The organism is Paenibacillus sp. FSL H7-0716 (assembly GCF_038002705.1).
In the GTDB taxonomy this organism is placed as follows: Bacteria; Bacillota; Bacilli; order Paenibacillales; family Paenibacillaceae; genus Paenibacillus_AQ; species Paenibacillus_AQ odorifer.
In genome coordinates this window covers 1-14,232 of the sequence record NZ_JBBODA010000002.1, presented here as the reverse complement: position 1 = coordinate 14,232, position 14,232 = coordinate 1, and the positions used below count along the sequence as shown (strand labels likewise).

The following is a 14,232-nucleotide window of genomic DNA, read 5'->3' as shown; positions in this document are numbered from 1 at the left end:
TTTCTTCATGCAGAAAGCTCTATATATTATGTTTAACCTCAAAGAGAAGGGGTAAAGAACTTATAATCTGTTACCAGGAGGTGGATTAAATTGACTAAAGACAATAAAGCCGAGCAGGGACAGAATCAAGGTTCAAACGAAGTTGCAGAGCTTCAGAATAGTGTGACTCGTGAATTTGTGGAAGAGCACACCGGGGCTCCAGTTGATAAGGGATTGGCTGATTCAAGTAAAGCACGTGTGTCGGATGATCAGAACCGCCTGATTACACAGCGTAATTTGCGTAAATAATCTAGTACTGTTACAAGAGGTTCACCTGAAAAGTGCTCCGACAACCACACGAATGGTTACTGGGGCACTTTATTTGTATATATTCTATTCTTCCGTTAATTCAGACACGGTTGATTTGAATGTTTCTACAAAAGCCTTTGCGGCTTTGGACAAATATCGTCCGCGTCGATATGCTACAACTAGCGTACGACTAGGCACTGGATCAGCAAGCGGTAAGTAGACTGGAACAAATTCACTCCGCGGTGCACGAGCGATAAAACGAGGAACAAGAGTCACGCCCATACCTGTTGCCACTAGAGATTGAACGGTTTCCATATTATTGCTCTCGAAAACGATTCGTGGCTCGAATCCGGCTTTCCGGCATAGTTCCACAGTCATTTTGCGGAAGCCCTGACCTTCCTTAAGTACGATAAAAGGTTCGTCCTTAAGCTCTTCAAGTGAGGTCCGTGTTCCATCTAGGATTCGTTTAGCGAGTGGGTGTTCAGGAGGAACAGCGAGATCGATTCTTTCCTCTCCAAGCTCTTCATAAGCTAGTGCAGGAATTTCGAGGGGTAAGGAGAGCAGGCTTAAATCGGTTTGGCCACTTGCCGTGAGCTTCTCTAGGTTCATTGACGAGTCTTCGAGCAGCGTTATTTCTACCTCAGGATAATTTTGTTTAAAAACTGGAAGTACATGCGGCAGAAGATGTGCACCTGTAATCGGCATACTGCCCACAACTACACGTCCAGTACGCAGTTCTGAAATGTCGGACATCTCTTGCCGCAGCAGCTCCACTGCGTCAATGATAATCTGGGCTTGTTCAACGAATTTAGAACCTGCGTAGGTCAGCTCAACTGAGCTGGTATTACGCTGAAAAAGCATTACGCCGAGCTCTTTTTCCAGTTTGGAAAGCTGCTGGCTGAGCGAGGGCTGGGCAATATGCAGCTTGTCCGCTGCACGTGAGAAGTTTTTTTCGGCTGCGATTTGCAGCACATACTGCAGTTGTCTCAGTTCCATATATGGACTCCTTAGAGAAATGATTTACTTATAAGTATATCCTATTGGATTATAGTTTTGTATAGGCAAACCGAAGGAGCATTCACTTCATCACTCCCCAGAATTTGCTGGGCCTGATTTTAAGAGAGTAACCCTTGTACACTGACCGAAGTATCCGAAATCCTCTCACAGTATATTTTTTACGCCGAATCTTGAGGGTTTTTATGAGATAACTGCATTCTGTGCAGCTATTTCGTATGCAAAAGGGATCATTTTGGTTTTAAGTGTATTCTATACAACTAAAAACGAGAGTTCCCAGGTATAGGGCGATAATTCAAGAAAATAGCTGCACAAAATACAGTTATATTCATTAACGAAAGATTCACAGGAATATAGCTGTACAAAATACAACTAAACGCTCTTACACCTCAAGCTAGCGTATCGCTCCTACACTCCAAGCTAGCGTATCGCTCTTACACCTCAGGCTTGCGCTTCGCTCCTACACCTCAAGCTAGCGTATCGCTCTTACACTCCAAGCTCGCGTATCGCTCTTACACATCAGGCTTGCGCTTCGCTCCTACACCTCAAGCTCGCGTATCGCTCTTACACCTCAGGCTTGCGCAACGCTCCTACATATTGCGCCTCAACACACCCTAACTCAGCTTATAGGTTCAGACTATCACTTTTATAGATATCATATCTTGGAATTATAAAGACAGGGGTGTTATATTTAGATCATTCAAGAGAGACTCCACGCTCTCTTCCAATGAACGATTCTATTAATGAGGTGAAATTATGAGCAACAAGACAATGTTTGAGAAGATTTGGGAGAATCACGTTATTCATCAAGAGGAAGGCAAACCTAGCATTATTTATATTGATCTGCATTTAGTTCATGAAGTTACTTCTCCACAGGCTTTTGAAGGGCTTCGCCTCAGCAACCGGAAGGTTCGCCGTCCTGAGCTGACCTTCGCAACGATGGATCATAACGTACCAACTAAAGATCGTTTTAACATTAAAGATCCAATCTCCAAGCAGCAAATTGATACCCTTTCTAAGAACTGTGCTGATTTTGGTGTAAGACTGTTCGATCTGAATGATATTGATCAAGGCGTTGTACACGTAATGGGTCCTGAAATCGGCTTGACACATCCTGGCAAAACTATCGTTTGCGGCGACAGCCATACCTCCACGCATGGTGCATTCGGCGCGCTGGCATTCGGTATCGGAACTAGTGAAGTTGAACATGTAATGGCCACCCAATGTTTGCAGCAATCCAAAGCTAAGACTATGGAAGTACGCTTTACAGGCAAACGTAACCCTGGCGTAACAGCAAAGGATATGATCCTTGGTGTTATTGCTAAGTATGGTACTGATTTTGCCACAGGTTATGTAATTGAGTACACAGGCGAAGCTATTCGTGAATTGTCGATGGAAGAACGTATGACTGTTTGCAATATGTCGATCGAAGGTGGAGCAAGAGCTGGCTTGATTGCCCCTGATGAAACTACTTTTAATTATCTGCGTGGACGTCAATACGTACCGCAAGGCGAAGCTTATGATGCTGCTGTAGAAGCATGGAAGAGTCTTGTAAGCGACGAGGGCGCACAGTACGATACGGTTGTTGAATTTGATGTGGAAACATTGATTCCACAAGTGACCTGGGGTACTAGCCCGGGCATGGGAACTGACATCAACTCCAGCGTTCCGAATCCGGCGGACTTCACCACTGAAAATGAACGTAAAGCTGCTGAAAAAGCGCTTGAATATATGGATTTGACTCCTGGAACACCTATTTCTGAAATTCCGATTGATTATGTATTTATCGGTTCCTGCACTAACGGACGGATCGAAGATTTGAGAGCTGCAGCAGTGGTAGCTAAAGGCCATAAGGTGTCTGAAAAGGTTACTGCCATTGTTGTTCCAGGCTCGGGCCGTGTTAAGATGCAGGCTGAGAAAGAAGGACTTGATAAAGTCTTTACTGAAGCTGGCTTTGAATGGCGTGAAGCGGGATGCAGCATGTGCTTGGCCATGAACCCGGATGTTCTGCAGCCTGGACAACGCTGTGCATCTACCTCGAACCGTAACTTTGAAGGACGCCAAGGACGCGGAGGACGTACACATCTGGTATCTCCAGCTATGGCAGCCGCAGCTGCGATCAAAGGTCGTTTCACTGATGTACGTGATTGGAATTATAAGACGGAAGCCGTCAGCTCATAGAACTAGAGAGAACACGGGAGGATAAAACTATGGATGCTTTTAAAAAATTAACAGGAATTGTTGCACCAGTTGACCGGGTAAATGTAGATACGGATGCGATTATTCCAAAGCAGTTTTTGAAACGGATTGAACGGACGGGATTTGGACAGTTTTTGTTCTATGAGTGGCGTTTTGATGAAGAAGGTAACGATAATCCAGCCTTCGAAATGAATAAACCACGTTATCAAGGGGCTTCTGTCCTGATCTCACGCGCTAACTTTGGCTGCGGATCCTCTCGGGAGCATGCACCATGGGCGATTATGGATTACGGGTTCAGAGTTGTAATTGCACCTTCTTATGCGGATATCTTCTACAATAACTGCTTTAAGAACGGCATTTTGCCGATCAAGCTTTCGGAAGAGCAAGTGGATGAATTGTTCAAACGGACAGCTGAGCATGAGGACTACAAGCTGACAGTTGATCTTGAGAACAACGCTTTACAAGATGAATTCGGACTGAGCATCAGCTTTGATCTGGATGAGCACCGTCGTCAATTCCTGCTGCAAGGCTTGGATGATATCGGTTTGACTCTTCAACATGCGGATGAAATTGCTGCTTATGAAGAGCTTCATGCTGCAAAGCTATTCTCTTAAAAAGAGGATATAACTGGTCTGACTCTTAAACTTTATAAAAAATACGCAAAACTTCTATTTCCGGGTGTCGGAAATAGAAGTTTTTTTGCTATAATCGATATATTCATTGGTCATTAAGGAAACATTTGGTGATTTCTGTCGTCTAAATACTTATCTAGGATCTATTACTTGCAGAAGGAGCGGAAAATGAGAATGAGAAGAGCTGGGCTTCGTGTATTGCTGCTTTTGTTACTGCCATTATTATTTTTAACATCCACCGGACAAGAAGCTGCCGCAGCTGCTAGCAGCACAGGCAGAATTATTATGGACAATCAGGAACTTGCTTTGCCAAAAGGAATTAAACTCGAAAATGTAAATGGAAGCGTTATGATTCCGGTCAGAGTGGTAGTAGAGAATCTTGGATTCGAGGTGTTATGGGAGCAGCAGACCCGGAAAGTAACCGTTCTCCAGGATGGTAAAAGCATTGAGCTGGCGGTAGGACGGAAAACAGCTGATGCAGATGGGGTGACATTTGATTTAAATGCAGCTCCTAAGCAGAGTGGCGGCACAGTACTTGTTCCCATTCGTTTCGTAAGCGAGCAGTTCGGTTTAAAGGTGGGCTGGGATAATGTTGATAAAACCGTCTATTTGACAGGTGGACAAGTTAGCAATCCTCCAATGACACCTGAGGGGAATACTACCAATCCAACAGCAACTATTACACCTGCTCCAACTCCAAGTGCTACGCCGGGAAGTGACAACGGGACAACTGCTGGCAGTGTAGTAACTTCACCAAGCCCGACACCAGTTCCACAAACAACTACGGCACCGGGAAGCACAGCAGGAATCCCAACAGGAATCCCAACAGGCCCTCTAGTAAACGGGGCAGTATTTACTGAGAACCGACTTATTATCGCTGTGTCGGGGGCTACTAAGCCAAATGTTACTAAAATGAGCAACCCTGATCGAATCGTCGTAGATTTTCCGGGTGCTGCGTTCGATCCGAATTTCATTGGAAGTCTTACGGGTGTTACCACCGCTGGCGGTCCACAAGGTAAGCTGGACGTTGCCGGCTATCCGCTTGTTTCTGAGATCCGGTATGCACTGTTCAGTGTGAGTCCGTCCACTGTCAGATTCGTAATTCAAACGGTTGGAAATCAACCGTACCAGCTTAGTACGGATGAAAGCACCGGGTTGGTTACGATTGATTTGAATGTAACTAACAGCGGAGGCAACACCACAGGGGCTAATGGAACGTTAGGTAAGCCAATTGTAGTTCTAGATGCGGGTCATGGCGGAACTCAATCCGGAGCTGTCAGTCTCACAGGTAAGCTGGAAAAAGACTTCAATCTGGCCGTCATCCGCAAAGTACAAGCGCTGTTAACGCAGGAAGCATTAGTTGACGTGGTGTTTACTCGAACTGACGATGCTACATTGGGGCTTCAGGATCGTGTGAAAATTGCGGAGGCTGCTAAAGCGAATCTCTTTATTTCAGTGCACGCGAATTCGCTAGATGTCGGCTATCCGAATAGAGATAAAATAAATGGCAGTGAAACCTATTATTCTCGCAGTGATAGTCTGCCGCTTGCTCAGATTATGCATAAGCATTTATTAGCCGCTACTGGTTTTAAAGACAACGGGATTCGTACGAAAAGCCTTCATGTTACACGGGAAACCACAATGCCAGCAGTCTTGCTAGAAGTGGGATATCTTACAAATTCAGGCAATGAATCGGCGATGTATAGTGAGCAGCTTCAAGAGAAATTAGCGAGAGAAATTGTTGCCGGAATTAAGGAATATCTGGGGCTTTAAGACTTGAGGTTGGTGAGATTTCTCAATTTTTATGGAATATATTCGCAACCTTTATAGATTACCAGCGTCTAATAGAGGTCTGAGGTTGACGGAGACAGGGCACCACGATCGCCATTCACAGGCGAATACTAGATTCTTAGAGGTGAAGAATGAAGAAATTCAGTTTGATGTTGTTTTTGTTGCTCTTTGTGTTGGTTTTGCCTGAGCATGGACATGCTGCTGCCGCGAATAGCAAGATTTATCTGGACGGCAAAGAGATTACTGCAGGGCAAAAAGTACCGGTTGAAAATGTGAATGATACTATCATGGTACCGTTGAGATTGATCTCCGAGAGTCTTGGTTATACCGTGGGCTGGGATCAAAAAAGCAAAACGGTGACGATTGAACAGCAAGGGAAGGTCATCAAACTTATTGTTAATCAAAAGACAGCATCGGTTGATGACAAAACAGTACAGCTTACCACTGCGCCTGTCCTGCGGAGTGATACGACACTTGTACCTATACGGTTCATTAGTGAGCAGTTTGGTCTCACCGTCACTTGGGATAATGCAAAGAAGATCGTGTACCTTATTACCCCAGGATCCTCAAATGAAAACGGAAGTTCAGATGGAAACTCTGGAAATGGTGGATCTGAGGTTGTTCCGCCGGTAGATCCTACTAAGAATTTAACCATGATAAATGGTTTGAGCTTTAGTGAGAATCGTTTGAGCATTGCGATGGAAGGTAATTCCACGCCAAAAGTAAGTGTAATGACAGGGCCGGATCGGTTAGTTATTGATTTTCCAAATGCCACTTTTTCAGATCTGTTTGGTACGGGACAAGTTCTTGATCCTGATCTGAATGGTAAACTGGAAGTGAAGGATTATCCTGATGTATCAGGTGTCCGGTATTCGCTTTATAGCTCGAATCCTTACACTGTACGTTTTGTAATTGATTTGAATTATCCTAAGAATTATAACATCAGCGTATCTGGCACGGATTCTAAGTTGGTCATCATTGACCTGAATGCAGAAAGTACGGATGATACTTCAACACAGCCAGGTAATGATGGCAAGAAGCTCGTAGTACTGGATGCAGGACACGGAGCTAAAGATTCTGGTGCAGTAGGAGTAACAGGAAAATACGAAAAGAATTTTAATTTAGCTATAGTACTTAAGACAGCAGCATTGCTGAAAAAAGAAAGTAATATCGATGTCGTACTGACACGCAGTGACGATACATTCTTGGAGCTCAAAGATAGAGCGGCAATGGCTAATAATTTAAAAGCAGATCTATTTATTTCTGTACATGCCAACAGTTCCGCATCTTCTGCGGCAAGCGGTACAGAAACGTATTATCAGCGGGAAGCCAGTAAGGCCTTAGCGAAAGTAATGCATAAGTATCTTGTTGAGGCTACTGGGCTTAGTGATCGCGGTGTACGATACGGGAATTTTCATGTCATTCGTGAAACGAAAATGCCTGCCGTTCTACTTGAAGTAGGATACCTTAGCAATAAGAAGGATGAGACATTGCTCTTTACGGAAGCATTACAAAACAAAGTTGCTGCTTCAATAGTGAGTGGAATCAAGGAATATTTGGGTATAAAATAACAGACCAGTGGCAGACGAGCGCCGCAAAGTCAGCTTTCTGCTTTTATCTATAAAAAGGCAAGAAGTGGTTTTGCGGTACCTGTCTGCCCGTATTCATCTAGAGGAGGCGTTTATTAATGTTTAAACAAAAATGGACTATGGTTGGGGTTGCTGCGCTGCTTCTACTAGTGATTGCTGGCTGTGGAGATAAGCCTACTGCAGCTCCTGCTAATGGAGTGGAGCAAGAGACTACAAACGTTGTAAGTGGTGCGGGAGAAAGTACCCCAGCTCCGTCTGATGATCAGGAAACCGAAGTGGCTAGCACTCCGCAACCGACAGCAGATAATACTAATGCAGATTCTCAGCCGTCTTCGAAGCCGGTAGAAAATGAGACACAAAAGCAAAGCCAGAGTATTGAAGTTTATTACACTGATTCGCAAATTATGGATTTAGTGCCTGCTAAGACTACGATTAACTACTCTGACGATGTTGAGAAATATACAGAGACGTTCAAAGCACTGCAAAGTAGTGAGAATGCAGATCTTGTACCTTTGTGGGGGAAAATTGAGCTGAAATCATTAAAATTCGTAGAGGGTCAAATCGTAATGGATATTCACAAACCAGATGAAGCTCAGCTTGGTGCGGGTGGAGAATCCTTTGCCATTACTTCACTTGCCAAAACTTATTTTCAATTTGCGGAAGTAAAGAGTATCGAAGTTTTAGTTGATGGTGAAAAGGTAGAAAGTCTAATGGGCCATGTGGATCTATTGCATCCTATGACTAGAGATAATTCTTAATTGGTTATGCAACAAAGGAATTAGGCATCTAGCTGACGAATTTTTAAACATACTATTTATTTGAGTCATAGAGAGGGGAATATCTATTGTCCGCGCAAAAAAGGTCAAAACGTCCATTGAAGGCTTATTCTAATAAAGCGGTGTCGGCTGTTATGGCTGGCGTTATGGTTTTTGGTGGTGCAAGTGCAGTGTTTGCAGACACAGCTGCCACTACACCGACATCAACCACTACTCAATCTGTAGGGATTTTTAGCGATGTGAAGACAGGCTTCTGGGCTGAAAAACATATTTACAAACTCGCTTCACAAGGAATTGTGGTTGGGAATAATGGATTGTTCCGTCCTGGAGATTCTGTAACTCAGCAGGAAGCAGTGCTTATGGCCCTGCGGTTTATGAAGTTGCAGGATAAAGTGGATGCTTCTTCTGCGGTAGCCTTGCCTACCGATTTTAAAGTTACGAATTATTACAAGGATTATGTTGTGTTGGCTTTTCAACAAGGATTACTCGATAAGGCAACCGAAATGGCTCCAGATAATCTGAAGACTTCTTGGGGAGAGCGTAAAGCATCCCGGGAATGGATTGCGGAGCTGTTAATCCGCTCCCTTGGAAAAAGCGCAGATGCAGCAGGGGCCGCTAGTGAGCCAACTGGCTTTGCGGATGATACCAAAGTGTCTGCCAACAAACGTGGTTACATCAACGTTGCTGTTAATTTAGGCCTAGCGAATGGACTTGACGGCAATCGTTTTGATCCGCAAGGCGCTGTAACACGTGCGCAATTGGCGACTTTTTTCAGTCGCGCTGAAGCTCACAATACGGTTGAATACGACAACACGGTATCAGGAACGATCAGTCAATTAGCAGATGGGAAACTATCCGTTTATAACAACGGAAAGACTTCTACATATACCCTGGGAGTAAGCACTGCTTATTACACAAGTGCTTCTGAAAGCAGAATCAATCTAAGTGATGTTCAACCCTACACTAAGGTTACTGTAATTGGTGCGACATATAACGCGGCTTATGTTGAAGTGACTGACCCTACACAACAAGTAGAGACTCTGTCAGGAAACTTCGCCATGGTAGCTCCAGGTAATAAGCTTTGGTTAAAGTCACCAACAGGGTTCACTGAATACTACTACGATGAGACTACTTCCTTTGTGGATGCAAATGGAGCTGGAATTGAACCTGCTTCGCTGGTAACAGACAGTGTAGTTTCACTGCAACGTGAAACGTACAGTGGTTCGCATAAAGTAGTAATGGTTCAAGTGACTTCAGGGGTTGTTAACAAAACAACAACAGGCACTATTCAAAGTGTAGATCTTACTGGTAAAAGCATTACTTTCAAAAATACCGCGGGTACAGTAGAAACTTTTAAATGGGAAGAGGGGACTTCATTATTCAGCTCCCAAGCATCAGTGCTGAAACCTGCAGATTTGAAGACAGGTAATGCTGTCAAATATACGATTCAAGATAATGTGATCCGCACTGTAGAAGTGACAGAAGGTGTTGAACGGACAGTTGATGGGGTACTTACCGAGCTGACTAGTTCCACAGTTGTTTACAAAAAAGCGGACGGAAATCGTGAGGTTAAACTGCTTGGCACTAAACCGACGATTGTTATTCCGAACATGAGTGGAGCAGTAGCTGATGATCTTATTGCTGATGCAGTAGGTGGGGACAAGATTCAGGTTACCCTAAACAGCAGCGATCAAGTCACCAAAATTGAAGTGTTAAGCCGCCAAATTGAGCAGTATAGTGGAGCAACAATTGTGGATTATAATAGCAAAACACAGCTCCTTACAGTTATGGACAGCAGCAAAAAAGCCCATGTGGTTCAGTTGGATGAGAAAACAAAGCTGATTTATGAAGGTGCACTGCCTAACTTAACTAATATGGGTGCGAAACTTATCGAGAACCGCAAAGTTAATCTGAAGGCAATAGGACAGCGGGCTTTGTCTTTGGAAATTGTCACAAAGTACGAAGGAACTTTAACGGCTGTTAATTCTACGTCGAAAACTCTTGTTTTGAAGCTTAATGATGGACAAAGTTTAACGATGCCTTATCCGCAACTTGTTGATCTCTTTGGTAAGACTAGTCCTTCCCTAAGTGATATTCCTATTGGAAGCAATGTAACGGCTTCACTGACTACAGGTCAGGATCTGATAGCGGTATTGAAAGTGAAGACTGTGCTGCAAGTTGAAGCGGCAACCGTGAATTCTGGAACCAACCGTTTGGGCATCAAATGGAATGGGGGAACCAGTGATATTAATACTTTGGCAATCCCTTTGACCAATGAAGCTGGTGAGAGCATTAAGCTAACGGATTTAAAAGCGGGAGATTATCTTAATGTGACCTTTGATGGTAGCACACCGCTGGCTATTCAAGCAGTTAAGCTCACAACAGGTCAGGTAAGTTCTGTAGATGCCGCTGGGAATAATGTAGTCGTGAAGGATTATGCTGGAGCTGCACAGACCTTAGCGGTAAGTGGAGGAGTCAAAATCATTCGTGACGGCTCGACAACGACTGCGCTTAGCAACTTGACGGCAGGGGACAGAGTAGAGATTCGCAAGGATCCGGATGGGTCCACAACGATTCGTATTATGTCTCAGCTCAGTAGAACATTCTCACGTTATGAGAGTGCAACAAACTCATTAGTGACGAAGAGACCTAATTTGAACGATAAATATCAATTCTTTGTTCCTGCTAATGTATATATTCATCAGGGAGATTCGACTTTATCCGTGCAATCTTTGAAAGAAAATGATAATATTATAATGTATTTCAATAATGATATTTTGGTTGAAATTGTGAAACAATAGTTGCAATGGTGGATTTCTGAGTGAATCACCGTCTTGACACAGGGGCTTTACCTGCGTCAAGACGTTTTTTTTGAAATATAAGAAAGTATAAGTATTGCTTCTATACTGTATGTCTTATATTTCTCGCTTAAACGCTTACTGTTCTTATTAGGACACTCAAGGCGTTAATACTTGAAATATAATGCCAGTATCGTATGTGTTGAAATGTATGAATCCATACGTTATAATACATACTTTGCTTATATTTCTAACATTTGAGGTGAGACGCTCGATAGAATTTTCTGAGCGTTTTTGCTCCGTGGAGGGGACACTATGAAAGTTGCAGACGTCCGCCACATTTTGGATACGATTGGAGATTTGTTTCCGGATGCACATTGCGAGCTGAATCACAGTAACGCTTTTGAATTAACCATAGCAGTGCTGCTGTCAGCCCAATGTACGGATGCAACGGTGAACAAAGTGACCGAGGACCTGTTCCAAAAGTACAAAGCCCCCATCGATTATATTTCTGTGCCGCTGGAGGAATTGGAGGGGGATATCCGGCGCATCGGCTTATATCGTAACAAAGCTAAGCATATCCAAAGCCTGTGCTCTATACTCATAGAACAGTATGGCGGAGAAGTGCCTGAGGCACATGACTTGCTTGTAACGTTGCCAGGAGTAGGTCGTAAAACCGCTAACGTAGTAGTATCCAACGCATTTGGAGTTCCTGCCATTGCTGTGGACACTCATGTGGAGCGGGTTGCTAAACGACTTGCATTGGCAGGCTGGAAAGATTCTGTGCTGGAAGTGGAGAAAAAGCTGATGAAGGCTGTGCCACGTGATGAATGGACGCTCACGCATCACCGGCTAATCTTTTTCGGACGATATCACTGTAAAGCTCAGAATCCAAAATGTCAGGTTTGCCCGCTCCTTGATGTATGTCGAGAGGGCAAAAAACGTATGAAAACGGCTGTCGTCAGGAAAGCTAAAGATCATACGCCAAAAAGTTAAAAGTTAGAGTTGAAGAAGAGGATGGGATAGAGATGAAATGCATTTCTGTATACACAGATAATTTTGAGGTATTCTCGGATATTTTTGACCGCGTAGTGGAAAGCCCGCTGGAAGAAAATGAAGAGCAAGAAGTAGAGGGCATCACGATCAGTCATTCCGGTGATGTGCCTGAGCACTATCTGGAGCGTATGTCTGTAAAACCAGAGGTTGTCGTAATGAGAGACAAATCTCGTGGATTGACTATTTTGCAGCACGGAAAAGTATTTGAAATTCTGTTGCCTGTTTTGGAAACTGCATAATTGAGAAGTGACCTGAAATGGAGTCAGCCCTTGGGGCTGGCTCCTTTTTTTATTTAATATCCTTATATTTCTACGAGAAACGACGGTTGGCTTTACAGGACGACAACGTCGCTTCTTTTTTTGGTATCATTTCGTAGGAGATGATAGGTTATTTTGTAAGTAGTGTGTATTTAATTTGTGTCAAACTGGTGATAAACTGTAATTATTATTTATAAAAATGTTCCGCGCTAAATTTCAGAAATTGCACCTATATAAGTATTGCATAAAAAAGAGCTTAAATCAGTATTCATGAATGGATTAAGATCAGTGCATGATTAGAAGGTATCTGTGGAGGTGGAAGGTCTGTGGGAGCGGAACAGGTTAGAATTCAGAGAGAAACATTAAGTGAAACAGCATCGCAGCTTTCCCGGCTGAAAGATTTAATGCGCCACTGGGGCGATGAGAGTGCTGAACGAATATATGAAGATTTACAAAATAAAGAGGGTGGGAATGAACTGACCCTTGCTTTTTGTGGGCATTTTTCGGCAGGGAAATCCAGCATGATTAATCTTTTATGCGGCAGCTCAGTGTTGCCTTCCGGACCTGTGCCGACTAGTGCCAATATTGTTTCTATCCGCAGCGGGGCTCCACGAGTGCTTATCTATCCAAGGGTTGAGGGAAGTGAAAATGAATCTACCCCTGTAGAGACAACACCAGAAAGATTACAGGAATATTGTCGAAATGGCGGAGAATATTCTGCGATTGAAGTCTGGAATGAGATTCCACTTCTAGGGAAGCATGGTGTTCTATTGGATACGCCTGGCGTGGATTCGACGGATGATGGCCACCAGGCGGCCACTCGTTCCGCGCTGCATTTAGCTGATGTCGTCTTTTATGTTATGGATTATAACCATGTACAGTCAGAGAATAATTTGGCTTTTGCCAAAAATCTTAGTGACTGGGGCAAACCGCTCTATCTTATTGTTAATCAGATAGACAAGCACAGAGAACAAGAAATTTCCATTGAAGAATATAAACGCCAGCTTGAAAATGCTTTTGAACAGTGGGGAATTCATTGTGCGGGGATTCTGTTTACCTCACTCAAAATGAAAGAGCACCCATTGAATCATTGGGATAATCTGCTGAACCTTATAACAGAGCTGTTGGAGCATAGGGAACAATTGCTTCAATATAGCTTGTCACGTTCCATTCATCATACAGCAGATTCTTCGCTGACCGCGTTCCGTGAAGACCAGCAAGAGGAGCGGGAAACTCTTTTAGCTGAGCTAGAGGGTGCAGAGGTTACAGTTGTGATGGATGAGCTGAAATCGCTGGAGGAAGAGAAGGCACTGCTTGAGGAGCTGCCTCAGCAATCACGAGCTAGCCTGCGAAGTGATCTTGATGCCTTACTCAATAATGCTAACTTAATGCCTGCGGATGTTAGAGAGGCGGCAGGGAGCTATGTGGAGAGTGTCAGCCCAGGCTTCCGCTTAGGTTTGTTCTCTACAGCGGGACGGCGGGAGAAGGAACAAGGCAAACGACTGGAAGCCTGGCAAGGATTACTGGTCCGAGAGGTTTCCGCTCAGCTGGAATGGCATCTGATTCAGCTGGTACGTCAATGGGCGGAGAATCTCGGACTGTGGGCAGAGGAGGCAGAGACGACTCTGAAGCAAGGGTTCCCGGCGGTGAGCCAGGAATGGCTGGCGGCTGCACTTAAGCCGGGAACGGGGTATAGCGGCGAGGCGCTGCTCAATTTCTGCCGCACACTTGCGGCAGATCTGAAGAGCCAATTCCGCCGCGCTGCGCTGTTAGTTGGCGATGAGCTGCTGGCGAAGCTGCCATCGCTTATCGAGGAGCAGCGCGCGGAACTC

General features: G+C 44.2%; 11 protein-coding genes. 10 read left to right on the top strand and 1 reads right to left on the bottom strand.

Annotation, left to right across the window (positions count from 1 at the left end):
* Positions 1-90: 90 nt before the first annotated feature.
* The gene (locus MHH60_RS02885; RefSeq protein WP_076134658.1) at positions 91-288 is read left to right on the top strand and encodes a hypothetical protein; all 198 of its coding nucleotides are present in this window, start codon (positions 91-93) and stop codon (positions 286-288) included.
* Positions 289-372: 84 nt separating this feature from the next.
* Here MHH60_RS02885 and MHH60_RS02880 read toward each other — a convergent pair whose 3' ends face one another.
* Entirely contained in the window at positions 373-1,284 is a 912-nt protein-coding gene (locus tag MHH60_RS02880) for a LysR family transcriptional regulator (protein ID WP_076101451.1), read from the bottom strand.
* Between the two features lie 774 nt (positions 1,285-2,058).
* Between MHH60_RS02880 and leuC the strand changes: the two genes are divergently transcribed.
* The 9 genes from leuC to MHH60_RS02835 form a co-directional block, all read left to right on the top strand.
* The gene (gene leuC, locus MHH60_RS02875; RefSeq protein ID WP_036676324.1) at positions 2,059-3,483 is read left to right on the top strand and encodes a 3-isopropylmalate dehydratase large subunit; all 1,425 of its coding nucleotides are present in this window, start codon (positions 2,059-2,061) and stop codon (positions 3,481-3,483) included.
* Between the two features lie 29 nt (positions 3,484-3,512).
* Positions 3,513-4,115 (top strand): 3-isopropylmalate dehydratase small subunit, encoded by a 603-nt coding sequence (gene leuD, locus MHH60_RS02870; protein ID WP_076134657.1) that lies wholly within the window; start codon positions 3,513-3,515, stop codon positions 4,113-4,115.
* A 186-nt stretch (positions 4,116-4,301) separates the two neighbouring features.
* The gene (locus MHH60_RS02865) at positions 4,302-5,906 is read left to right on the top strand and encodes an N-acetylmuramoyl-L-alanine amidase family protein (protein ID WP_081388946.1); all 1,605 of its coding nucleotides are present in this window, start codon (positions 4,302-4,304) and stop codon (positions 5,904-5,906) included.
* A gap of 149 nt (positions 5,907-6,055) precedes the next feature.
* Positions 6,056-7,495 (top strand): N-acetylmuramoyl-L-alanine amidase, encoded by a 1,440-nt coding sequence (locus tag MHH60_RS02860; RefSeq protein ID WP_076134655.1) that lies wholly within the window; start codon positions 6,056-6,058, stop codon positions 7,493-7,495.
* Between the two features lie 116 nt (positions 7,496-7,611).
* Positions 7,612-8,271, top strand: coding sequence for a GerMN domain-containing protein (locus MHH60_RS02855; RefSeq protein ID WP_076134654.1), 660 nt, complete (start codon positions 7,612-7,614; stop codon positions 8,269-8,271).
* 86 nt (positions 8,272-8,357) lie between these two features.
* Complete coding sequence (locus MHH60_RS02850; RefSeq protein WP_081388945.1) at positions 8,358-11,090, top strand: S-layer homology domain-containing protein; 2,733 nt, start codon at positions 8,358-8,360, stop codon at positions 11,088-11,090.
* A 312-nt stretch (positions 11,091-11,402) separates the two neighbouring features.
* The gene (nth, locus tag MHH60_RS02845) at positions 11,403-12,083 is read left to right on the top strand and encodes an endonuclease III (protein WP_076134653.1); all 681 of its coding nucleotides are present in this window, start codon (positions 11,403-11,405) and stop codon (positions 12,081-12,083) included.
* A 32-nt stretch (positions 12,084-12,115) separates the two neighbouring features.
* Positions 12,116-12,382, top strand: coding sequence for a hypothetical protein (locus MHH60_RS02840; RefSeq protein ID WP_036676334.1), 267 nt, complete (start codon positions 12,116-12,118; stop codon positions 12,380-12,382).
* A gap of 344 nt (positions 12,383-12,726) precedes the next feature.
* A partial coding sequence (locus tag MHH60_RS02835; RefSeq protein ID WP_341161110.1) for a dynamin family protein occupies positions 12,727-14,232 on the top strand: 1,506 nt, incomplete at its 3' end.